A 24,259-nucleotide genomic window follows, 5' to 3' on the forward strand; every position below is an offset into this window, starting at 1 on the left:
TAATATCAACCTCCTTTTCTTATAGTCTTATAATCTTATAAAGGTTATTAAACTCATTATATATCATCAGGTAGGTATGTCAAGTAAAATAGTTAACAATAATAATTATTAACAATAAATTAACATTAGCTTTCAACTAGGTATATGACTTAATTTTCTCAGGTTGGTAAATATTAATTTTTTTACGGGAAGTTTTAATGAGGCCTTCACTTTCAAATTTTCCTAAAACTCTGGAAACAGTTTCTCTACTGCTGCCGATCATACTGGCCAGTTCTTGCTGAGTTAAAGAGATGTCCAAAACGACTTTATTCTTTTTCTTTTTTCCATATTTTTCAGCCAGAAAGATTAACAGTCCAGCCACTCTGGCAGAGCTATCTTTTAGAGCCAGATCTCTAACATTTTGCTGGGCCCGGCGTAAACGTCCACTCATTTCCCGGAGTAGTTTAATTCCAATTGATGGATGCTTTAAGATTAAATTTTCCAATTCTGACTGGTCAAAAACAATAACTTCAGTATCAGTCATAGTAACTGCAGAAGCCGGGTAATTACCCTTATCAAAAGCGATGATTTCTGCAATGATATCATTATTACTAAAAATATTTAAAATCTGTTCATCTCCGTTTTTAATCATCTTAGTCAGTTTTACCTGACCCTCTCTGATAATAAAAAATTTGTCACCAGATTCACCTTCAAAAAAGATATATTCTCCTTTCTGGAATTCTTTTTCAGCGGCAATCTTATCAATTAAATTTAATTCTTCTTCTGTCAGCAAACTAAAAAAAGGTATTTCTTTAACTACACTCATCTATTTCCACCTCAAATTTATTTTCTATTTCTATAATAAGTAATTATTTTTAAAAAAGCAAGTGAATTACTCAACTTTAGTGATTTATTGTCAAAAAACACTGTTTCTGTGATATAAGACGCAGACTAGAGCTGTTTTTAATGATATCCTTAAACTACTGTACATAATTTATTCTATCAAAAATTAGATATTAAAAAAAGTTTTACTTGAGTGAGATATGTCACAGAATAAAGTTGAGTAAAATGCTAAACTTTAAATAGTTAATAAAAAGCAGGTACCGGGTACTTGGAAATAATTTCCAAGTACCCGGTACCAAATAAGGAGTGTTTTAGAAATGGAAAGAAAAATTGATATTAATAAAAATTTATTTGAGATAACTGAGGAATATCCGGAAGTTATTTCAGTACTGGTTAATAAAGGGTTTAATCAACTCGATGATGAGGCTAAACGAAAAAGTTTTGGGAAACAGATAACTTTAAAGCAGGCAGCAGGTCTTAAAAATCTTGATTTAGAAAAACTTGTAGATTTGATGGAAACAGAGATTGCAAAGAAAGCCGCCAAAAATGTTAGTGGAGACAAAATTAAAGTATCAGGTTCTTTACCCTGTCCGGTAAAGATTCCAATGACTGAGGAATTAGAAAAAATAAGTGCTGAACTTGATTATGAGGTAGAGCTTGATCTTAAATCTGCTTCTCAGGGTCTGGAGTGGCTGCAGGATGGATTTGAAGAAATAAAGTCGGCCGATGAACTTTCTGATATATTTATTTCCGCCGGTTTTGATTTATTTTTTGATAAAGATTTAATGGACCGCTTCCGCCGCCAGGATGTTTTTAAAGATGCTACCGGAATTAAAGAACTTAACAAAGATTTTACCGAAGCAGGTGTTGATTTATTGGATCCTGAAGGTGACTATTCTGTTTTAAGTATAGTACCAGCAGTATTTCTGGTCAACAAAGAAGAATTGGACGGAAGAGAAATCCCAAGAAGCTGGAAAGAAATTTTAAGTGAAGAATTTGCCAACAGTGTCAGTTTACCTGTTAGTGATTTTGACCTTTTTAATGCGATTTTATTAAACATTTATAAAGCTTATGGCAGAGAAGGTGTTCAGAATCTGGGCCGTTCAATGAAAAAAGCACTGCATCCTTCCCAGATGGTTAAAGAAGGTGGCCGTAAAGCTGATGATCAGCCAGCAATTACAATTATGCCCTATTTCTTTACCAGAATGGCAAAGCGGTTTCCACATATGGAATTTGTCTGGCCTGAAGATGGAGCAATTGTTTCTCCAATCTTTATGTTAACTAAAAAAGAGAAGATAGAACAGATGCAGCCTTTAATTGACTTAATGGCTTCTAAAAAAATGGGTAAGATTCTGGCTGAACAGGGATTATTCCCGAGTGTGCTGCCAAAAGTTGATAATGGACTGCCCGAAAATGCAGATTTTATGTGGCCTGGCTGGGATTTCCTGAGAGGGGAAAATCCGGGCGAACTTTTAAGAGACTTAGATGCAGAATTTAACAAAGCTGTGGAGGTGGCTGCAGTATGAATCTAGTAACTTTTTCCGGACCACCGTCTTCCGGTAAAACTGCTGTGATTTTGAAAACTATAGAAGCGATCCAGCAGCGAGGTTTAAAAGTTGGAGTAGTTAAATTTGACTGTTTATATACAGATGATGATGAACTTTACCGTAAAGCGGGTGTGCCGGTTAAAAAAGGTTTGTCAGGTTCTCTCTGTCCGGATCACTATTTTGTCAGCAATATAGAAGAAGTTGTACAGTGGGGTAAAGAAAGAGATTTAGATCTTTTAATTACAGAAAGTGCGGGATTATGTAACCGCTGTTCTCCTTATATCAAAGATATCAAGGCAATCTGTGTGATTGATAATTTAAGTGGAATTAATACTCCTAAAAAAATTGGTCCGATGTTAAAAACAGCAGATATTGTAGTAATTACCAAAGGGGATATTGTTTCTCAGGCAGAAAGAGAAGTTTTTGCCTCCCGGGTCAGTACAGTTAATCCGGATGCTATGGTAATGAATGTTAATGGACTTACCGGTCAGGGTGCTTTTGAGTTTTCAACTCTGCTCTATGATGAAGAAGATCATATAGAGACTGTTACAGGTAAAAAGTTGAGATTTTCTATGCCTTCTGCTATGTGTTCCTACTGTCTTGGTGAAACCAGAATCGGAAAAGAACACCAATTAGGAAATGTTAGAAAAATAGAACTGGGTGATGAGTAATGATAAGTAAAGACAAATTAAAAAATTTAAGTATCAACGAAATTATAGAGAAATATCCTTATACAGAAGGTTTTTTTGAAGATCAAAAATTGGCTGTTGATGATAAAGATAAAAGCTTAAAGGAAATATTTTCAGAATTAACTATAGAAGAGATGGAAGATGTAGTATTTGATCTGGACCAGTTTGCAGGTAGTCTTACTTCTCACATTAGAAATATGCAGGAGTTTCTGGGGGAAAATGATTCGATTGTAGGAACCCTTTCCATAGTTGCCGGAAAAGACAAAGATGGTGAGTGGGAAAATTACGAAAAACTGGATATTAAGAGTGGAGAAATTATTTCTATAGTTGGACCAACTGGTTCAGGTAAAAGCCGACTGCTGGCAGATATAGAGTGGACTGCCCAGGGTGATACTCCCACTGAAAGACAGATTTTGATTAATGATGAGGTTCCTGATAAAAAATGGCGCTTTACTGGCGGTAAAAAGCTGGTTGCCCAGTTATCACAGAATATGAATTTTGTGATGGATCTTTCGGTGATGGAGTTTTTAAATCTGCATGCAGAAAGTCGTTTAATCGATAATCAGGAAGATGTTGTGGAAAGAATTTTTAAAGAAGCAAATCAGCTGGCGGGAGAACAGTTTGGCCGCGAGACTCAAATTACAAGTTTAAGTGGTGGTCAGTCTCGAGCACTGATGATAGCAGATACTGCAATTTTGAGTTCTTCCCCCATTATTTTGATTGATGAGATCGAGAATGCGGGTATTAACCGCGAAAAAGCACTAGAACTGCTGGTAGGAGAAGAAAAAATAGTCTTAATGGCTACCCATGATCCAATACTGGCTTTAATGGGAGATAAGCGGATTATAATTAATAATGGTGGAATTAAAGATATAATTGAAACTACTGGGGAAGAAAAAGAATTAATGAAGGAATTAAAAGTGTTAGACAAGGTGATGACTGATTTAAGAGATGATCTTCGTTATGGTAATAATTTATCTCGAATCAGTGATGAACTGGCTGAAATAAAAACTGCATAATTATAAATTATTTAGTACCAGGTACAAAACAGCTGTTTTGTACCTGGTATAAGATATTAATTTCACAATAATTACAGATATGTTAGATTTTTTGAAAGGTATTTATATAACCTGAAAGCAAATAATAGGCGGCTGTAACCGTAAGTGTTATAGGAATCATGGTAATTTTAATGAGATTAACTGTGCCAATTGTCAGGATAATTATAATTAATTTTTCTAAGTTATGTTGAATTATTATCTCTTTTAGTTTCTCATTTTTGTTTTTTTGATAGTAGCTGCTGTAAGCTGAGTTTAAAATTCCGTAGATTAGTGCTACACTAAAAATTAGCAGATAGAAAGCTGCTGATTCAAAACTATAATCATTGTAGATTAAAAGAGCTGCGATAAATGTAATTACTGCCAGAATAAATTTTGCAGTGATAATGGTATTTTTAAGATTTAAAATTCTAATTATTAACTCAGATTTAAGAATACTAAAAAAGAAAGTTGAGATAAAAAGGATCAGGATGAATAATAAGTTAACAAGATTAGTATTAAAGCTCAAAAAATAATTAATTACAGTACTCATAAATAGATAGATACATAGATTAATAACAAAAAGACCAGGATAGTAAAACTCAAGATTTTTTTGATTAAGAACCACTTTGGACCCTCCTTACTTGTTAAGATAAATATCTAATGACTTTGAATTCGATGGATATCTAAATTCATTCTAAAAAAATTAGATTAAATTATCAATAGACTTTAAAATTATTTTTTTAAAACTTTTTTTATTTAATTGAAAATATAGTTTATTATCTTCTTTATGAGCATTAATAATATTGTTCATTAATAATTTGCTTACATGATGAGAAATAGTGGCATTAGTAAGATTTAATTTTTCAGCTATTTCATTACCGTACATTGTTTTTTCTGCCAGAAGAGATATGATATTTAATCTTGTTTCATCTGCCAGGGCTTTAAATATTTCCAGGCTGCCTAAAATTCCTTCTTTATCTGCGGCAAAGATTTCAGGGAATCGAAATCCTATCATATAAAAATTGTCTCCGCTGTCAGAAATGCTGTTTAAAAGAGAAGTTTCATAAAAATAAGAAAAGGCAATATAGTTTTCTTCGGCATTTAGTGGTTCATCTATTAACTTTTCTAAAATATTTTCTAAGTAATTTTCACCATAGCGGTTTAAATTTTCTTCATAAGTATCATTGATTTTCTTTAATTTATTATTTATCCAGTCCAAATCTTCTTTAAATACTTCCTCATAATACCATTCGAGCAGGTCAATAAATTCACTTTTCATTTCTTCCGGATTAAAATAAAAATGAAGTAAATTCCATTTTTGATCAGAAGCTAAATTGATTTTATCATTAACAAATTTTGCAGCCCTTTTTTCATTATTTATTAGATTCTTAACTTTATCTAGATCAACCTTCTCTGAAGAAGCAGGGCCATATCCTGATTGAGTAAATCTTTTAATAAAATCTGCTGCTTCTTTTGTTTTTAAATAATTCAGATATTCTTCAATATTTGTCAGCTCAAGATATGGTATCTCGGAAACAAGGCAGAGGCCAAAATAGCTTTCCTCATTGAAATATTTAGCTATTAAATTTCTTTTTGTTTTCGGAATTTTTTTCTGTTTCTCCTCTACCCAGTTAACAATTTCTTTCTCCAGTTTTATTTCTTTTTCCAACTCTAATTTTTTTAGTTTCATTCCTTCACTATTTTCCAGACGGAAAAGGCTTAATAAAAATTCATAGATTATCGATCTATCAAGCTGATATTTCTTCATACTCATCTAAAACAACTCCTTTTTGATTAATTTCTAACTATAGTATAATTAGATAAACATCTAATGTCAAGTTAAATCTATTAATTTCTGAGAATTTATTTTCAAATAACTTTCAATTTTTTGCAATAGAGGATATAATAAAATTAACAGTAAAGATTATTGATTTAGTCAGGGGGTAACAGGATGAAAATAACTTATCTTGACGGTAAAAGACTTTATTATGCTTTCTTATCAGGAGCAAAAGAAGTTATAGCCAATAAAAGAGAATTGAATAGGATTAATCTTTTTCCAGTAGCTGATGGTGATACCGGCAGCAATCTTTCACGCACTTTAAATGTAGTTAGAAATGAAGCTGTTAAGGACAGTTCTCTGTGTGTTACTCTTGATTCTATGGGAGAGGCTGCTTTAAAAGGGGCAATAGGTAATTCGGGAATTATTTTTGCTCAATTTATAAATGGTTTAAAAAACAGTGTGGAGAGTGAAGAGTCCATAAATGTTTATAAATTTGCTCAGGCAGTGGAAAATGCTGTTAATTATACTTATCAGGGAATTAATAATCCGGTAGAAGGTACAATTTTGACTGTGATGAAAGACTGGTCTGAGGCATTAAAAAAATTAAAAAATAGGAGCAGTGACTTTGCAGAAGTAATGGAGGAGTCACTGGTGACAGCCTGTGATTCTTTAACCAACACAAAAACTCAGCTGGAAGTTCTAAAAGAAGCTGATGTTGTTGATTCTGGAGCCAGGGCTTTTGTGCTTTTTTTAGAAGGTGTTGTTGATTTTATAAAAAGTGGGGATCTTAAGGAATTAAAGGTAGAGAAAACTTTTCCAGTTGAAAGTTTATCAGAAAAAGAAATTGGACAGGAAGAGAAAATTAACTTTCGTTACTGTACTGAGGCCTATCTAGCTAATTTAAAAATAGAATTGGCTGAATTAAAAGAACAAATTTCTGATCTTGGAGATTCCTTGATTACTGCTGGTGATAAAAATAAATTAAGGGTTCATATTCATACCAATCAGCCACCAGAATTATTTCGCAGGTTAAATCAATATGCTGATATTCTGGAGCAAAAAGCTGATGACATGCAGCTGCAGCAGGCAGTTAAATACAGACGAAATCATAGTACTGCTATTTTAACTGATTCTATTGCTGATTTTCCGGCAGAGTACAGAGATCGGCATCAGATCCATATTTTGCCCTTAAATATTTTAGTTGAGGGGACTAATTATCTAGACAAGTTAACTATAGATACAGAAAACTTTTTTGATATTATTGATCAGGCAGAAGAATATCCTTCTTCAGCTCAACCCCCGGTTAAAAGAATTGAAGATAAGCTAAATTATTTAGCAGAGCATTATGATTCGATTATCGCCATTACTGTTTCCTCAAAAATGAGCGGCACCTATGATAATCTGACGAAAGCTGCAGAAAATGTTATGGCAGAAAATAGGGATAAGGAGCTTGAAATTGAAGTTATTGATTCGAAGACTAACTCCGGAGCTGAAGGATTATTTGTAATGGAAGCAGCTGAGCAGCTTGAGGCCGGCAGAAGTTTTGCTGAGACTGTTGAATATTTGAAATCTATTCGAGAAAATTTATATATTTATGTTAGTGTCAGTGATTTTAAATATATGGTTCGTGGAGGTAGAGTCAGCCCCCTTAAAGGAAAGCTGGCTGGAATTTTAAATTTAAAGCCAATAATTTCAATTGACCGGGAGGGTAAGGGTAATGCTTTTGCAACTGCCTTCAGCAAAAAAGGTAATTTCAAAAAGATAAAATCAATTTTAAAAAATCATCAAAACAAAAATGGCATTAAGCGTTTTGCTGTTGTTCACGGTGATGATTTAAAAAGAGCAGAAAGGTATAAAGAATCTTTCAGCGAATTATTATCTATAGAAGCTTATTTTTTAGAAGCGATATCTCCAATAGTGGCTATGAATGCAGGGAGAGGTAGTACAGCAGTTGCATTAATAGAAAAAAACTAAGGGGTTGTTAAAATGCTGACTTCTATTTATTTCCAGGTATTTCTTTTAGTTCTACTTTATTTTACCATATTTTTTGTAATCGCAGTTTTAAAAAAGGATAATTCTATTGTTGATATTGGCTGGGGTTTAGGGTATGTTTATACAGCTAATATGGCGCTCTACCTGACCAATAATTATAATTTGCGTTCTTTTCTGATTACTTTTATTGTAACCATCTGGGGTTTAAGATTAAGTTATCATATTTTTAAAAGAAATTTGGGTCAGGGTGAAGATTTTCGCTATGCAAAATGGAGAGAAAACTGGGACCATTTTTATCTAAAGTCTTTTTTAAGAGTATTTATGCTGCAGGGAGTACTTTTATTTATAATTTCTACACCAATTATTAAAATTATTTCTGCTCCTTACCATAGTTTAAAGATAATTGATTTTATTGGGCTTTTTATCTGGGGTCTTGGTTTTGCTTTTGAGGCAGCAGCTGATAAACAGCTTAAAGAGTTTAAAGCACTTCCTGAATCAGAAAAAGACGGTCATGTCTTAAAATCTGGAGTCTGGAAATATACCCGTCATCCTAATTATTTTGGTGATGCTTTAGTCTGGTGGGGTTATTTTGTTATTGCACTTGCAGTCAGTGGAGGCTGGAAATTTATTTTTAGTCCAATAATTATGACTTTATTGCTCCGGTTTGTTTCCGGGGTACCTTTATTAGAAAAGCGATATGCTGATGATGAAGAATACCAGAGATATGCGGAAAAAACTAATAAATTTTTTCCCTGGTTTCCTAAAAAATAAAAATAGAGGCAGGAGGAATTTATTTTGAGAGATTTTGAAAAACCTAATTTGATTTTAAGTAAATGTTTAGAGTACTGTAAGTGCCGCTATAATGGTGATAAAATCCCTGATAAATTTGTGCGGAATTTAGAGGAACATGTTAATTATATTAAGATCTGTCCAGAAGTTGAGATTGGTCTGGGGGTTCCCCGTAACTCTATTCGTCTGATTAAAAAAGATGATCAGTATAAACTGGTGGATTCAATGACTGGAGAAGACCATACAGAAAAAATGGATATTTATATTGAAAAACTAACTTCCGAATTAGAGGAAGAAAAGGTGGAAGGTTTTATTGCTAAAACCAGATCTCCTTCCTGTGGAAGCAGTGATTCTAAGGTTTATCCTGAGGCAGGAAAGGTGCCTGCACTGGGTGAAAAAAGAGCAGGTTATTTTACAGATGAGCTGGCAGAAATTTTTCCTTCTCTGGTTATAGAAAATGAGGGAAGACTCAAGAATTTTAAATTAAGGGAGAATTTCTTGATCAAAATTTTTATGCTGGCAGATCTCCGAACTGTATTAGAAAGTGGAGAGATAAAAGAACTGATTAATTTTCACAGTAATAATAAATATTTGATTATGTCCTATAACCAGAGTGGCTTAAATAAACTGGGAAGAATAGCTGCTGCTCACGAAAAAGGAAAAACTAAAGCAACAATGGATAAATATAGAGATAAATTAGTTGAAACTATCAATGTACTGCCTGATACAGGCAAAAGAGTTAATATGCTGCAGCATATTTTTGGATATGTATCATCAGATATCAGCCGGGAGGAAAGAGAGTATTTTTTAGATACTCTTAAAGATTTTCGTAATGATAAAGTTCCATTTTCACTGCCTCTTGCTTTACTTAGATCCTGGGTTATTAGATTTAAAGTGGAATATCTGATACCGCAGACAGTATTCAGTCCTTATCCAGAGGGCCTGATTGATTTGAGTGATTCAGGAAATGGTAGAATATAAAAATAGTAAAAAGATAGAAAGGTAGGTACCAGGTACAAATCGAACGATTTGTACCTGGTACCTATAATATTATTGATAACTATAAAATTTTACTCCCACTCAGTGTGGAATGTACCTTCATCATCTCGTCTCTGATAGGTGTGAGCTCCAAAGAAGTCGCGCTGGGCCTGAATTAAATTGGCAGGTAGTTCTTCCGATTTAAGGCTGTTAAAATAATCTAGAGCAGAATGAACAGCAGTCAGGGGTAGTCCTGATTGAGCTGCAGTTGTTATTAATTCAGTAATTTCTTCAGCGGCTGCATTAAGCTGAGATTTAAATTGCTGAGCTGTAATTAAAGTATTTAAATCCCTGTTATCTGAAAAAGCTTCCTGGATAGGTTCTAAAAGCCCGGAACGAATAATACAGCCATCTTCCCAGATGCGGGCAATTTCTTTGTAATTCAAGTTATAATCATATTCCTCAGAGGCAGCATTTAGAAGTTTAAAACCTTCTGCATAAGCAATTACCGAAGAAAAATAAAGTGCTGATTTGAGCAGAGGCAGCATTTCTTTTTTATTAACTACGGCTCGATTACTGCTTTTAAGTTGAGCGGCATTTTCCACTCTTTCTTCTTTAATTGCTGACATCAAACGAGCATTAACTCCGGCGTTGATGGTAGGAATTGCCGTTCCCAGGTCTAAAGCACTCTGAACACTCCATTTACCGGTACCTTTGTGTTTGGCTTTATCAAGAATTAAATCTATTAATTTTCGGCCGGTTTTAGGGTCATCTTTTTTCATGATTTTAGCAGTTATTTCGACTAAATATGACTCAAAATCCTGATTCCATTCAGCGAAAATATCTCCCATTTCTGCCGGTTTTAGCTGCAGCACTTTCCGCAGATAGTCATAGACTTCAGCCAGGACTTCCATAATACCATATTCAATCCCATTATGAACCATTTTTACATAGTGGCCTGCAGAACGGGGGCCTAAGTAACTGACACAGGCACCTTTTTCAGTTTTGGCAGCAGCATCTTCCATAATATCGGATACTTCTGAATAGGCTTTTTCGTTACCACCGGGCATAATGGAAGGTCCATGCAGGGCACCATATTCACCACCACTGATTCCGACTCCCAGATAACGAATTCCTTTCTCCTTAAGATTATTTAATCGTCTATTGGTATCTTCAAAATAAGAATTTCCCCCATCAATAATAATGTCATCTTTTTCTAAATAAGGTAGCAGGCTGTCAATAACCAGGTCAACAGGTTTACCAGCCTGAATCATCAGCATAATTTTGCGGGGCTTTTCAAGAGAAGAGACAAAGTCCTCCAGCTCATAAGCTGCTTTAACTTCCTGATTATCCACTTTGTTATTAATAAAATTTTCGGTTTTACTTGTTGTCCGATTGTAAACGGCAATGGAATGGCTGCGGGCAATATTAAGAGCCAGATTCTGACCCATTACTGAAAGTCCGAACAATCCAATCTCGTATTTTTTCATTTATAATTACCTCCTTATAGGCATTTCAAAATAAAGATAATTTCAAATCCAGTGACAGTTCCAGTGACAGTTTATTTAAATAGCTTCAGTATGGTTTCAATTTCACCCTGTTCAAATAAATAAGCTCTTCCAGGAAGGCCGTCACTGTCTGCAATTTTTAAAAGTGAAAGCAATAAAACATAATTTCCTGCGGGAACTTCATTTAGTCTCAAACCTTCCAGAATCATGATCGGTTGAGTCAGCAGTTTTTTATGAGTTGGATGCTCAGATTGAGCTCTTTCTATACCATTAGTGTCAATTCCGACTCCTTTAACACTTTTCGCAATTAGATATTCTGCACCGCTTTCAGCCAGATAAATAAATTTTTCTGGAGTTTCTTCCAGAAAACCGGGAATAGAATTTTTGGTCTTTAGAATTAAAAAAGAATTTTCTTCTATTTCATATTCTTTTAAGTCAGCAGCTGTAATTTTTTCATCCAGCTCGGTTAAATCAATTAACTGAGCCTGATAAAATGGATTTTCTGCAAAGAATAAGTTTGCACTGTCTCCGTCTTTCAGCATATGGAGTGGTGCATCAACATGGGTTCCAGTGTGGACATTCATCTGCAGTTCAGACTCGTGGGCATCCCCCTGACTGAAGTCTCTGACTGTAGAGAGACGTGGTCTAATTTCATTTTTTCCTTTATAAACTAACATATCTTTTTTGATAGTCATTGAAATATCATACATCTATATTTCCTCCTTTAAAGCTTAAATAGCTTCAGTATAAGATGGTTGTAGTATAATTTGTTTTTCCCTGGATCACTCCTTATCAAGCCAGCTGCGTCCATCGGCTTCCAGCAGTTTATCCGCTGCTTGAGGACCTTCACTTTGAGCGGGATATTGATGAAGCTTAATATTTTCTTCTGCACATTTATGCTGAATCTTATCTATAAACTTCCAGGAATAAGAAACTTCTTCCCAGCTGGTAAAGAGCGTTTTATCCCCGTGGATCATATCATAAATAAGGCCTTCATAATTCTCGGGTGAGTTAAAATACTGCTGACAGCTCTGACAGAATTCCATTTCGACCGGTATAATCTGATTATTACTTGCTGGTTTACGGGTGTTAAACCGCAGAGAAACTCCTTCTTCTGGTTGAATATTAATTAATAAGAGATTAGTATCCAAATCTTGCTTTTCCAGATAGGCAGAATGAAAATCATCTTTAAATTCAATCGCAATTGCAGCTTCTTTTTTACTTAATCTTTTACCTGATTTTAGATAAATTGGTACATCACGCCAGCGCTGATTATTTAAAAATAATTTAAGAGCCATAAAGGTTGCAGTTTCTGATTCGGGATCAATTTCTTTTTCTTCTCGATAGGCTTTCAACTTTTCTCCGTCAACGGTATTGGAATCATACTGCCCCCGGACAATATGTTTATCAATATTACTTAGATCATTATCAGCTAATTCTTTAAAAACTTCCACTTTTTTATCAGAAATTTCTTCAGCACTTAAATTTTCCGGTTCTTCCATGGCAATTAAGGATAAAACCTGGAGTATGTGATTCTGGAACATATCTTTAATTACGCCGGTATCATCATAATACTTACCGCGGTCTTTTACTCCCTCTGATTCATTTAAGTAGATCTGGATATTATCAATATGCTCTTTGTTCCAGAGAGCTCTAAAGATAGGGTTGCTTAATCTGATAACCATTATATTCTGGATCATTTCTTTTCCCAGATAATGATCTATTCTAAAGATATTTTTTTCTGAAAAAATATTACTGAGGGTGTTGTTCAATTTCTGTGCTGAATCAAAATCATGACCAAATGGTTTTTCAATTACCAGTCTGGAATCATGATTTTCAAAACCAACATTTAATAAATTGAATTCCTCCAGTTTTTCAGCAATTTCTGCAAAAAATTTAGGTGCAGTTGCCAGATAAAATATCCGGTTACTGATTTCTTCAGTTTCAGATTTTTGAGCCAGTCTTTCCCTCAGTCTTTCAAAATCATTTTCATCTTTAAAGGACAGCTGAAAATATTCAATGTGTTCTGCCAGGGACTGCCAGATTTGTTTATCTACCTCTTCCTTTTTATTCTGCAGTGTATTATAAAAAGCATCTAAATATTCCTGCTCACTATCATAGCGGCGGCCGGTAGCAAAAATTGTATATTGATCCGGCAGTATATTTTTAGCTGCTAGATTATAAAAAGCAGGTATAATTTTATTATGTGCCAGATCACCGGTTCCCCCAAATAAGATGAATTGAAAGTTTTCTTCGATATTTTTATCAACGGGACTATTGTAAAGTTTATCTAATGTTTTATTCAATTGAAACACCTCCCATAACTACTATAAAGGTAACACAATTACTCTGAGATTACTGTAAATAGATTAACATTCTAAAATCCGAGCTCTTCTGCAACTAAAATAACTTTAATTCTCCCCGTAGAGCGGGAATAACGGGTGATCACAGTCTGGCAGCAGATAGTATCTTCTACTTTGCAGCTGTGGCAGTAACCGGTCTTAACACAGGGAGTTTTTTGATCAAGTCGGATAGCATTGGCCGGAGCTGCCTGATTACGAACTCTTTTAACAGCACTTTCCTCGTCAACTGTAACTTTATTCATTCCGGCAACAATGATCACATTTTTTGGCCCATAGATCAATGCGGCCAGGCGGTTACCATTACCGTCTACATTAACCAATTTGCCCGACTGAGTAACAGCATTGGAGCTCATCAGATAATAGTCAGTACTTAAGGCCTGATGATATATTTCTTTTTTTTCTTCTGAATCTTTTGCAGCAGCTCTATCCAGAAGCCTGTAACTGCCTGATTTTAATTTATCAAAGATTTCAATCTGCTGCAGAGTTTTTGATCCACCCCAGGAAACTGTAGTATTAGCTTCAATTAATTCAAGAACTTTTTCACCTGCTGCTTCTGAATTTTCGACAAAATATCCATCAATATTTCTGCCGGCAAAGTTTTTGATTAAATTTTCAGCTTTAATTTTGTAATAATCTTTTTTTGCATTCATTAAAATTCTCCTTTCAAATTTAGTCTCTCACTAATACTAATTATACAAAAGGACTATAATTACCTGCTTTATTTAATTAATTACTCAAAATAGTGGAAAAATAAGCTAAAGTCTGCTATTATTAGAGTATATATTGAGTTTAATTAAGTGAAAATCTCAAGGGAGTGATAGAATGAGTAGTGTAAATGTCGCGATGCAGAATCAGATTGCAAGTGTGCAGCAGGCTTTGAGTATTTCCAGTATGAGGCAGGCAATGGGTCAGACTGCCGGTCAGGTTTCTAAACTTGTGGAAGGAATGGAAGAGACTTCGCAGGCAGTGCAGCAGGCTCGTGTTGCTGGCTCAGGCAGGGGACAAAATGTCAATTTAATGGCTTAGTTAGTAATATTTATATTTAATGATTAAGGGCCTTTAATTGGGTCCTTTTTTTATACATTGTTCGTAATTTTTCTAATTTTGAGATAGAAAGGTAAAATAATTGAGGTGATAAAATTTGTTCTTTTCCAAAAATAGAATTTTATTTTTTTTAATACTGAGTGTAATTTTTGTGCTGAGCTTAACTATGACTGCTGCTGCAGAAAACGATCAACAAAAAGCTAAAAGCAGCGAGGAAATAACTATAGCTTATGTGCCCAGATCGCTGGACAATCCGATTTTTCTTGATGCTTTTGAACATGCTCAGGAAAAGGCTATTGATCTGGGTATTAATATCGAGTGGGTGGCTCCTTTTGCCTATAATGCTGAGGCACAAATAAATATAATTGAAAGTTTAATTGCCAGAAATGTGGATGGGATGGTAGTTAGTGTTAATAATACTCCAGAATATATAGAGGTAATAAATAAGGCGGTAGAAAAAGGGATAGCTGTTGCAACTTTTGATGCTGATGCTCCGGACAGTAAGCGACTTTTTCATATAGGAATTGATAATTATGAGGCCGGAAAGGTCACAGCTGAAGGTTTACTTGAGGTTTTAGAATCCAAAAATATTGATTATAATTCAAAAAATAAGCAGCTTAAGACCATGATCATGACAGGTGTTAGAGGAGCATTAAATTTAGATCGCAGAATTAATGGCTTTTTAGATAAGGTTGAAAACACAAATATTGGAGTCCAGGATATTGTTGAAAATCAGGATAGTGTTAATCTCTCAGTAGAATTGCTGGAACAGTATCTACAGAAAAATCCTGACATTGACATTATATTTTTTGTAGGTGGCTGGCCTTTTTATGTTCCCGCAGAGGCTTTACCAAATTTTCAGCGCTGGGCAAAAAATGGTGGTGTGGCAGTAGGAATTGATATTTTTTATGATGCTCTGTTATTACAGGAAAGAGGTTTGCTGCATTATCTGGTCGGTCAGGATATGGCTACTATGGGATCTAAAGGACTATCAACATTATATAATTATATAAAATATGGAATTAAGCCAGATGAATATATTGAGACAGGCTTACAGATTGCTAATGAAAAAAATTTACAGCGTCTTTTGCAGACTCATCGACCCTGGAGAGTTAAATAAGGTGGGAAGTTAATGTTTAATAATCTTATAAAAAAATTATTTAATAGAATAGAGATTCATACGATTAGAACTAAACTTATTATTTCTTTTCTGGTAATTGGTCTGCTGCCAATTTTATTATTTGGTCTGCTTTCTTTTAATATTTATCGGGGTGCAATTAATGATCGGATCAGTGATTATTCTCAGGAAATGGTAAACAGGATGGAAAGAGATCTGGAAGATTATATTAGTGAGATAGAAAGATTTTTAAGTAGAGAACAGGATTTTTATATCAATCAGTTTATTAAGCTAACCCAGGCTAATGATTTTCGCAATAATAGAAAGTATGCTTTTAGAATTTGGGAGGACTTCAATAATCTAAAGCAGATGAAACCGGGTCTGGAAGATATAGCTATCACTTTTCAGGATGGACGCAGAATCAGCAGCTACGGGACTTTTAACATTGATCTAGAAGCTTTCAAAGCTAAAATGTATCCCAATTTAAGTGGAGATATATATATTACACCACCATATAAAAGCTACTTTCAGCAGGAAGTTATAACCATTGTAAGCTCCTATTATCCGGAGATAGCAGAGGAAAATGTTTTGATTTCTGCAGATATTGATCTGGATGTACTGGCAAACCTGACAGATTTCAATCTTGGGAAAAAGAGCTATTTTTTAATTGCTGATCAAAATGGGGATATTATTTATCACCCGGAAAAGGAGAAGATTGGAGAAAGAAGTCTTTTATATAATGATGGTTTTCCCGATCGAAAAATTAGCTTGAATGGAGAACAGTATTTATTGACTTCCACTTTTTCTAAATCAACAGGCTGGTATATAATTAGTATGGCTTCTGCTGATGAGGTAGAAGCAGAACTTAATTATATTACAGAACTTACAATCTATATGACAGGAACTATTCTCTTATTAATTATTTTACTTGCTCTTTATTTGTCCTCTTCTTTGTCCAGGCCAATCCAGAAGCTGCAGGAATTAACTCATCGTGCTTCCGAAAATGACCTGTCAGTTAAAATTGATATCAGTGGTGATGATGAAATTGCAGAATTAGGTCAGAGTTTTAATAAAATGATCAGGCGAATAAATAAATTGATGGAGCAGAATGTTAAAGAACAAAAACTTTTAAGACAGCTGGAAATGCAGAGCCTTGATAATCAGATTAAACCTCACTTTATTTATAACACTCTTGACTTAATTATTGGTCTTTTAGAAAATAAGGATTTTGACCGGGCAACTCATATGGTTGAAGCATTAGGTAAGTTTTTTCGACTCAGCTTAAGCCACGGTAAGGAAATGGTATTAATTAGAAATGAGATTAAACATGTAAAAAATTATCTCTTTATTCAGCAGTTCAGGCACGGAGAAGAATATGAATATATTATTGATATAGAAGATTTGGAAATAATGGATAAACACATTCCCAAGTTAATACTGCAGCCGATTGTTGAAAATTCAATTTATCATGGTCTGCTGCCGACTGAAAAAAAGGGTTTGATCATTGTTAAAGGTTACAGAGAAGATAAGAATATATATTTTAAAATTGTAGATAATGGAGCTGGAATCTCAGCTGCAAAAGTTAAAGAAATTAATAAAATTTTGACTGGTGAGCTGGAAACCAATGATCAGCAGAAATACTTTGGCCTGCGCAATGTGGATCAGCGTTTAAAATTGATGTATGGTGGAAGTTCTGGACTAACAGTTGAAAGTATTAAAGGAGAAAAAACAGTTGTTACTATCAGAATTGATCAGAGAGGGGGAAGGTAACTTTGAGTTTTAATTTACTGCTTGTTGATGATGAAAAGCCAATTCGAGAAAAATTGATTAATAATACAGACTGGGAAAAAGAGGGCTATCAAATCTTTGCTGCTGCCAATGGAGAACAGGCTTTAAAAATTATAAAAGAAAAGGGAATAGATATTCTGGTGACTGATATCCAGATGCCCAAATTGAGTGGGATGAATTTAATAGAAAAAGCCAGAAAAAGTGGTGACCATCTCAAGGTGATTGTAATTTCTGGTTTTGCAGAATTTGAATATGCACAAAAATCAATTCGCTTTGGGGTCAATGATTATCTATTAAAACCCTTTCGTTCAAAAAAACTGCTGCAGGTTGTTAATAAAGCCAGAGATGAACTGATTAAAGAGAAAAACAATGAACAGCGGCTTGCTGTTTTAAGAGGTGAAATATCCAGTTATATTAATCAAAATAAGCTTAATACAATATATAACTGGTTAATAGATGACCAGTTTTTTCAGCATCAATCTTTAATTATGGATAGGATTGACTTAAATGCAGTTTTAAAAAGAGGTAGTAAAGAAGACATTTTAAACACAGTAAATAAAATTATTGTAGAATTACAAGGTGTAGATTTAAATAAAGAAAAGTTATATGTTGTTTTAAATAATTTGATTTTAGAAAGTTTTAAAATCATCAAGGATTTAGATTATGAAGCTGAAGATTTAATGAAAATTATTGATAAAGATAGGATAGAGAAGATCAATCATGATGACTTAAAAGAAATAGGAATCATCCTGAAGGAGTTTTTGCTCAGACTACATGATTTAATTTCTTTTAATCCTGGTGATAAAAACGCAGAAATTATTAGTGAGATGAAAGAATATGTAGCTGCAAATTATCAGGATGGAATTACTTTAAGTGAGATGGCCCGCAAATTTAATTTAAGTGCCGGTCATTTAAGCAATCTCTTCCATGAAGAAAGTGGTGAAAGCTTCAGTGAGTATCTTAATATGATTAGATTAAACAAAGCTAAAGAACTTTTGAAAACAACAGATGATAAAATTTATCAGATTGCAGACCAGCTTGGATTTAATGATGCCTATTATTTTAGCTCCTGGTTTAAAAAACTGGTCGGAGCCTCTCCCACGACTTATAGAGATAATATAAACCTTCTTTAATTGTTGTTATGGCCTTACTGAAAAATATAATATAAAGATATCCAGAATCCTCAGCTGAAATTTAAGGCTGGGGATTTTTTTATGATAATCAGTGGAGCAGGACGCGGAGTGAACAACAAGGTAAAAAAGATAACAGCTTTGAAAAACTTATATAATGGTCTAAATTCATTAATACCAAAAATATTCAAGGGTTTAAAAAAATATTCTATGGTTAATCCGCTAATTATTGTATACAATCTTAATAGATCAAATAACTCTTTGAGGATTATAAGTAATTATAAGTTAATAATGGTTCACATTGAGAAAACTATTAGGGGGTTAATTATGAAAAAATTAAGTATTTTGTTGGTAGTAATTTTATTAGTTTCCTCAATCTCAATGGCGGCTTTTGCACAGGATGGTGGCGGTTGGTTAGACAATCTTCTTGGTAATAATCAAAAAGAAGATGATGGTCTGGTCAAAGTTGGATTTCTGCTAAAGACAATGCAGGAAGAAAGATATATTAAAGATAGAGATGCTTTTATTGAAAAAGCAGAAGAATTAGGTGCTGATGAAGTAATTTTTGATTCAGCTAACAATGACGAAAATCTTCAGCTTTCTAAGTTTGAAAATATGTTAACTCAGGGTGCTGATGTAATAGTACTCCAGCCTGTAAATACAGGTACAGCAAGCAACATGGTTAAAATGGCACATGAATCTGGTGTTGCTGTAGTAAATTATGATTCATTAATCATGAACAGTGCTGTAGATGTATTCTTAACTCAAAATAGTTGGGCTGTTGGTGAACTGCAGGGTCAGGCCATGGTAAAATGGTTTAAAGAAAACCGTGGAGAAGTAAAAGGTAATGTAGTTTTATTAAGAGGACAGCCTGGTGACTCCAATGCAAATGCATTTTCTCAGGGTGTTTTAGATACTGTTGCAAAATATGAAGGACTAAACTTAGTAGTAGATCAGAGCCATGAAGGCTGGTCACCAAATCTAGCAATGGCAACAGTTGAAAACGCTCTAACAAAATATGACAATAATATTGATGCTGTTGTGGCGAATAATAGTGGTATGGCTTCCGGTGCGGTAAGAGCTTTAGAAGCTCAGGGTATGGCAGATAGTGATGAGGTATTTGTTGCCGGTTCTGATGCTGATTTAATTAATATTAGATATATTGCTCAGGGTAAGCAGACTGTTGAAATCTTTAAAAAGATTAAACCCTTAGCTTATAAAGCTGCAGAAGTAGCAGTTACCTTAGCAAAGAACCCAGATAAGCCAATCGACGAAATTGTAAAGATCGACCGTTATGTTGATAATGGTCAGAAGGAAGTTCCAACTGTAATTACAGAAATCGTTGTTGTTAATCAGGACAATATTATGGATACTGTAGTTGCTGATGGATTTCACGAAGCAACAGAGATTTTTAAAGAAGAGTAAATATAAGTCTATAAGATCAAATAGTATAGCAGTCCCATCCAATTGTGGATGGGACTGCTTTGTAAATAATCAATTCTGGAGGTAAAATAGATGGCTGAAGAAATTCTGGAAATGAAAAGTATAATTAAAGACTTTCCTGGTGTAAGAGCTCTGGATCATGTAAATTTCACTCTGGAAAAAGGAGAAATTTTAGCTCTGGTTGGAGAAAATGGTGCCGGTAAATCAACTTTAATGAAAGTTTTAAGTGGTGTCTGGCCCTATCCTACCTATGAAGGGGATATTTATCTTGATGATCAACTTGTTCGTTTTGATAACACAAGAGAAGCAGAAGAAGCCGGGATTGGGATTATTCATCAGGAATTAAATTTGCTGCCTGACCTATCTGTTGCTGAAAATATATTTTTAGATCGACATCCTTTAAATAAATTTGGTGGAATAAAATGGGAACAGCTGTATGATAATGCTGCAAAAATGCTGTCTCGACTTAACATGAATATTGATCCCAGAATAGAACTTGGAGATTTAACAGTTGGGAAACAGCAGATGGTTGAGATTGCAAAAGCACTTTCTTTAGATACCAGAATTTTAGTTTTTGATGAACCTACTTCTGCTCTTACTGAATCGGAGATTAATGAACTTTTTACTGTAATCAATGAGTTAAGGGCCAGTGGAGTTTCAATAATTTATATTTCTCATAAAATGGAAGAAATTAAGGAAATAGCAGACTCAGTTGTGGTGTTAAGAGATGGTTCAACAATTGGAGATAAGATTAAGATTGACCAGGTTACCCTAGATGAGATTATAACCAGAATGGTCGGACGAGATATTAATGATCTTTTTCCAAATCATGATTTTGATAGAGGTGAAAAGACTCTAGAAGTGAAAAATATATCAGTTCCAGATCCATTTAATCCTGAGAAAAAGCTGGTAGATGATGTTTCCTTTTCAGCTTACAAAGGTGAAATCCTTGGTATATCTGGTTTGATGGGTGCTGGAAGAACTGAGTTAGTTAATGCGATTTTTGGAGTTTATGGTAAAAAAAGCGAAGGCGAAGTTTATCTTAATGGTGAAAAGCTGAAGATTAAAGCTCCGGCAGATGCAATTAATAATGGTATTGCTCTAGTTACTGAAGATAGAAAAGAATTGGGTCTTCTCCTAGATAAAAATCTGGTAATGAATATGACCCTACCCTCAATTAAAAAATTCAGTTCAAAGTTAGCGATGGATAATCATGCAGAAAGAGCTGTAACTGAAAAATATGTTAATGAATTAAACATTAAAACTCCTGGTCTGGATGTTTTTGTAGAAAAATTAAGTGGGGGTAATCAGCAGAAGGTAGTTATTGGTAAATGGTTGATTACTGACTCTGATGTCTTAATTTTAGATGAGCCGACACGGGGGATTGATGTTGGGGCTAAAACTGAAGTTTATCGATTGATGAATCAGCTGGTTAAACAGGGAGTTACAGTGATTATGATTTCTTCCGAATTACCAGAAATCATGGGCATGAGTGATCGAATTGTTGTAATGTCAGAGGGAAAGAAAACCGCTGAATTAGATCGTTCTGAAGCGGATCAGGAAACAATAATGAAATATGCTACTGGTAATAAAGGAGTTGAATAAATTTGAAGAAATTCATCAAAAATAATGGTACATTTATTGCATTAATTTTTTTAATTATTATTTTAAGTTTTTTATCCCCTTCATTTTTAAGTTCCAGAAACCTGACTAACCTGGTGCGCCAGGTAACTATTAATGGAATAATTGCTGTTGGGATGACAATGGTAATTCTGCTGGCAGGGATTGATCTTTCGGTTGGTTCTGTTGTTGGTTTATCGGCAGTAACCGTTACTTTACTGATGCAGGCAGGATTTGGAATGTGGCTTGCAATTTTAATTACTTTAGTCGGAATTGGTGGAATTATAGGATTTTTTAATGGGTTTATGAGTGCCAAGTTTGATATTCACCCCTTTATTATTACTCTGGGGGTAATGACAATTGCAAGGGGACTAAGCCTTGTTTTAACCCAGGGAGTGTCAGTTCCGGTAACCAATAGTACATTTGCCAGTATCGGTAGTGGTTATATTGCTAAACTACCTTCTTTGATTATTCTTGTGGTAGCTCTTGCTTTGGGAATCTGGGCTGTTTTTAAAACCAGTATTGAGATTAAGAATGGAGAAAAAGTTAGGAATAAGGCTAAATTAACAGGTGGAATTATTCTTAGTTTAGTTGGATTTGTTTCTGGATTTTTGATTTTCATTGGTTATCAGGGAATTCCAATTCCTGTAGCTATCTTTGTCGTAATTGTAATGATTGGAATTTATACTTTACAAAAAACACGTTTTGGTCGTAAATTATATGCTATTGGGGGCAACGAAAAAGTAGCCTGGCTTTCTGGAATTAATATTTTAAAATCAAAAACAATGGTTTTTGTAATCACAGGTGTCTTAAGTGCTGCCTCAGGTATTTTATTAGCTTCCCGTTTAAATGGAGCTTCCCCAAATCTTGGTGATGGCTTTGAGTTAGATGCTATTGCTTCTGTAATCATTGGGGGAACCAGTTTTATGGGTGGTGTAGGTACAATTACTGGTACAGTCATTGGTGCCATTATCATTGGAGTTATCAATAATGGAATGAGTCTTTTAGGAATTAATACATTTTATCAGATGATCGTTAAAGGTTTTATTATAATCTTAGCTGTAATGATTGATGTCTTAAATAGAAGAGAAACTGCATAATTTTATATTTCAAAATAACAAATATCACAGGGACAGCTGGAGGCTAAATTTTCAGCTGTCTTTTTTTTCTTTTCAGATTGCTTTTTATGTGATAAAATAAGAATGGAGATATTATATCTGGAAAGGTTGTTATAATGAAAAAAAATAGTGCTAATTACAAAGATGCTATGAATTCTATAAAAAATAATAATGTTTCAGATGCAGTTGATGAATTAAAATTATGTTTAAAATTTAATTCTAAAAGTGTGTCTGCACTTAATTTGCTGGGACTTGCTTATTATTTAAAATGTAGATTTGATAAAGCGGAAAAAACCTGGCGTAAAAGTCTTTCGCTGCAGAGAGATAATAATAAAGCCCGGGACTATCTGGAATTAATTACAAAACAGGATTTTAAAGAAATTAGAAAAGAATATAAAGATATTTTATTTAATGATGAAGCAAACCGGAATGAAAAGATACAGTTTTTAAAAAAGTTGACAGCAGAATATGATGAATTGATTGAGCCCTATGTTATTCTGGGGCTTTTGTATAAGAAAGATGAAAATTATGAAAAAGCACTGGAATATTTTTATCAGGCTTATGATCTAGATTCCGGAAACCAGAATATTAAAAATTATATTATGGAGTGTGAAGAAGAGGATAAAAATAGTAATGCCTTTAATTTTAAATCAGAGACAAATAAAAAGAGTGCACTAATTGCGGGTGTAATTGCAGTATCTTTATTTGCTGTATTTTTGAATATAAGTGGTTTCAGTCCATTTAAGTGGATTGAGAAGAATATCCAGGGTTTTGAATTTGCCCGATCTGAGACTGAAAAAAATATGAGACAGCAGGGAGCTTCCTCGAACACAGAGAACAATTCTCTTTCTGCTGATAAAGAAATACCTGCTTCAGAGTCAGGCTCTGAAAATAAGAGTAATTTTTCAGAAATGAAAGCAGATAACAGTGAGAGTAAAAGTAGGAAACAAAACTCAGGCAGTCTGGATTTCTTGAATCGTTCTGATTTGCTTCAGTATAAAAATGATAATTCATTAATATCTTTTGATAGCATCCAGGAATTAATAAAAAAAGAAGAGCAGAAGCAAGAATTGGCAGAAGCCAGCACTTTTTTAGAGGAAGGTACAGAACAGGAGCTATTTAATCTTGGAATGGAATATTTTTCAAATCAAGATTATCAGAATGCCGCAGATATATTTAACAGTATTTATAACTTAACAGAAACTGATTATTTGAGAAGAGAAAGCCTATTTTTGCTGGCTCGATCTCATGAGAAAATGGATAATTATCAGTCAGCTGAACATTTTTATCGAATCTACTTAAATGAATATGATGATACAAATTATTATGATGAAGCTCTGTATAATCTTGGTTTAATGCTCAATGAAGCAGGAAAAGCGGAAAAAAGCAGGGAAATTTTAAAGAGGTTAAGGAGAGAGAATCCTTATAGTGAGTATAATAATTCACAGGTTTATGAAATTTTAAATTAATAATAATTTATTCGCCCCTTATATC

21 protein-coding genes are annotated in these 24,259 nt (G+C 34.0%); 14 read left to right on the top strand and 7 right to left on the bottom strand.

Features of this window, described 5'->3' with window-relative positions:
• Positions 1 to 136: 136 nt before the first annotated feature.
• Positions 137 to 805, bottom strand: a complete 669-nt coding sequence (locus DFR79_RS03170; RefSeq protein WP_133514057.1) for a Crp/Fnr family transcriptional regulator — start codon at positions 803 to 805, stop codon at positions 137 to 139.
• A gap of 334 nt (positions 806 to 1,139) precedes the next feature.
• On the opposite strand from DFR79_RS03170, the gene DFR79_RS03175 reads away from it, so the two are divergent.
• Genes DFR79_RS03175 through DFR79_RS03185 form a run of 3 tightly spaced genes read left to right on the top strand, consistent with a single transcriptional unit; the run spans position 1,140 to position 4,077 of the window.
• Positions 1,140 to 2,348 carry an ABC transporter substrate-binding protein gene (locus tag DFR79_RS03175; protein WP_133514058.1) on the top strand — a complete coding sequence of 403 codons (1,209 nt, stop codon included), beginning with the start codon at positions 1,140 to 1,142 and terminating at the stop codon, positions 2,346 to 2,348.
• A complete protein-coding gene (locus tag DFR79_RS03180) occupies positions 2,345 to 3,040 on the top strand; it encodes a GTP-binding protein (protein WP_133514059.1) in 696 nt (231 codons plus the stop codon). The genes DFR79_RS03175 and DFR79_RS03180 overlap by 4 nt, the downstream gene beginning before the upstream one ends.
• Positions 3,040 to 4,077, top strand: a complete 1,038-nt coding sequence (locus tag DFR79_RS03185) for an ATP-binding cassette domain-containing protein (RefSeq protein WP_133514060.1) — start codon at positions 3,040 to 3,042, stop codon at positions 4,075 to 4,077. Before DFR79_RS03180 ends, DFR79_RS03185 begins: the two co-directional genes overlap by 1 nt.
• Before the next feature lie 82 nt (positions 4,078 to 4,159).
• Here DFR79_RS03185 and DFR79_RS03190 read toward each other — a convergent pair whose 3' ends face one another.
• Positions 4,160 to 4,720 (bottom strand): hypothetical protein, encoded by a 561-nt coding sequence (locus tag DFR79_RS03190; protein ID WP_133514061.1) that lies wholly within the window; start codon positions 4,718 to 4,720, stop codon positions 4,160 to 4,162.
• A 78-nt stretch (positions 4,721 to 4,798) separates the two neighbouring features.
• The gene (locus DFR79_RS03195) at positions 4,799 to 5,869 is read right to left on the bottom strand and encodes an ArsR/SmtB family transcription factor (RefSeq protein WP_133514062.1); all 1,071 of its coding nucleotides are present in this window, start codon (positions 5,867 to 5,869) and stop codon (positions 4,799 to 4,801) included.
• A 177-nt stretch (positions 5,870 to 6,046) separates the two neighbouring features.
• Here DFR79_RS03195 and DFR79_RS03200 point away from each other — a divergent pair, with 177 nt between their 5' ends.
• The 3 genes from DFR79_RS03200 to DFR79_RS03210 are packed head-to-tail and all read left to right on the top strand — an operon-like array spanning position 6,047 to position 9,637.
• A complete protein-coding gene (locus DFR79_RS03200) occupies positions 6,047 to 7,849 on the top strand; it encodes a DAK2 domain-containing protein (protein WP_133514063.1) in 1,803 nt (600 codons plus the stop codon).
• Between the two features lie 12 nt (positions 7,850 to 7,861).
• Entirely contained in the window at positions 7,862 to 8,638 is a 777-nt protein-coding gene (locus tag DFR79_RS03205; protein ID WP_133514064.1) for a DUF1295 domain-containing protein, read from the top strand.
• A gap of 24 nt (positions 8,639 to 8,662) precedes the next feature.
• Positions 8,663 to 9,637: a YbgA family protein gene (locus DFR79_RS03210; RefSeq protein WP_133514065.1), complete on the top strand. Its 975-nt coding sequence runs from the start codon at positions 8,663 to 8,665 to the stop codon at positions 9,635 to 9,637.
• Positions 9,638 to 9,726: 89 nt separating this feature from the next.
• Here the strand turns inward: DFR79_RS03210 and gndA are convergent, their stop codons facing one another.
• The 4 genes from gndA to DFR79_RS03230 form a co-directional block, all read right to left on the bottom strand.
• Positions 9,727 to 11,124: an NADP-dependent phosphogluconate dehydrogenase gene (gndA, locus tag DFR79_RS03215; RefSeq protein WP_133514066.1), complete on the bottom strand. Its 1,398-nt coding sequence runs from the start codon at positions 11,122 to 11,124 to the stop codon at positions 9,727 to 9,729.
• Between the two features lie 71 nt (positions 11,125 to 11,195).
• On the bottom strand, positions 11,196 to 11,852 hold the full coding sequence (locus DFR79_RS03220) for a cyclase family protein (protein ID WP_133514067.1): 657 nt from the start codon (positions 11,850 to 11,852) through the stop codon (positions 11,196 to 11,198).
• Positions 11,853 to 11,924: 72 nt separating this feature from the next.
• Entirely contained in the window at positions 11,925 to 13,457 is a 1,533-nt protein-coding gene (gene zwf, locus DFR79_RS03225) for a glucose-6-phosphate dehydrogenase (RefSeq protein WP_432207092.1), read from the bottom strand.
• Between the two features lie 62 nt (positions 13,458 to 13,519).
• On the bottom strand, positions 13,520 to 14,155 hold the full coding sequence (locus tag DFR79_RS03230; protein ID WP_133514069.1) for a lactate utilization protein: 636 nt from the start codon (positions 14,153 to 14,155) through the stop codon (positions 13,520 to 13,522).
• A 172-nt stretch (positions 14,156 to 14,327) separates the two neighbouring features.
• Between DFR79_RS03230 and DFR79_RS03235 the strand changes: the two genes are divergently transcribed.
• The 8 genes from DFR79_RS03235 (at position 14,328) to DFR79_RS03270 (ending at position 24,234) form a co-directional block, all read left to right on the top strand.
• Positions 14,328 to 14,531: a hypothetical protein gene (locus DFR79_RS03235; protein WP_133514070.1), complete on the top strand. Its 204-nt coding sequence runs from the start codon at positions 14,328 to 14,330 to the stop codon at positions 14,529 to 14,531.
• A gap of 169 nt (positions 14,532 to 14,700) precedes the next feature.
• On the top strand, positions 14,701 to 15,669 hold the full coding sequence (locus DFR79_RS03240; RefSeq protein WP_133514071.1) for a substrate-binding domain-containing protein: 969 nt from the start codon (positions 14,701 to 14,703) through the stop codon (positions 15,667 to 15,669).
• 12 nt (positions 15,670 to 15,681) lie between these two features.
• Positions 15,682 to 17,436: a sensor histidine kinase gene (locus DFR79_RS03245; RefSeq protein ID WP_133514072.1), complete on the top strand. Its 1,755-nt coding sequence runs from the start codon at positions 15,682 to 15,684 to the stop codon at positions 17,434 to 17,436.
• A gap of 2 nt (positions 17,437 to 17,438) precedes the next feature.
• On the top strand, positions 17,439 to 18,587 hold the full coding sequence (locus DFR79_RS03250) for a response regulator (RefSeq protein ID WP_133514073.1): 1,149 nt from the start codon (positions 17,439 to 17,441) through the stop codon (positions 18,585 to 18,587).
• A gap of 324 nt (positions 18,588 to 18,911) precedes the next feature.
• A complete protein-coding gene (locus DFR79_RS03255; RefSeq protein WP_133514074.1) occupies positions 18,912 to 20,009 on the top strand; it encodes a sugar ABC transporter substrate-binding protein in 1,098 nt (365 codons plus the stop codon).
• A 90-nt stretch (positions 20,010 to 20,099) separates the two neighbouring features.
• On the top strand, positions 20,100 to 21,632 hold the full coding sequence (locus tag DFR79_RS03260; RefSeq protein ID WP_133514075.1) for a sugar ABC transporter ATP-binding protein: 1,533 nt from the start codon (positions 20,100 to 20,102) through the stop codon (positions 21,630 to 21,632).
• A gap of 2 nt (positions 21,633 to 21,634) precedes the next feature.
• The gene (locus DFR79_RS03265) at positions 21,635 to 22,747 is read left to right on the top strand and encodes a sugar ABC transporter permease (protein ID WP_133514076.1); all 1,113 of its coding nucleotides are present in this window, start codon (positions 21,635 to 21,637) and stop codon (positions 22,745 to 22,747) included.
• A 134-nt stretch (positions 22,748 to 22,881) separates the two neighbouring features.
• Positions 22,882 to 24,234 carry a tetratricopeptide repeat protein gene (locus DFR79_RS03270; RefSeq protein WP_133514077.1) on the top strand — a complete coding sequence of 451 codons (1,353 nt, stop codon included), beginning with the start codon at positions 22,882 to 22,884 and terminating at the stop codon, positions 24,232 to 24,234.
• The last annotated feature ends 25 nt before the right edge of the window (positions 24,235 to 24,259 follow it).

The sequence above is a fragment of the Halanaerobium saccharolyticum genome, from assembly GCF_004362045.1.
GTDB classification, from domain to species: domain Bacteria; phylum Bacillota; class Halanaerobiia; order Halanaerobiales; family Halanaerobiaceae; genus Halanaerobium; species Halanaerobium saccharolyticum_C.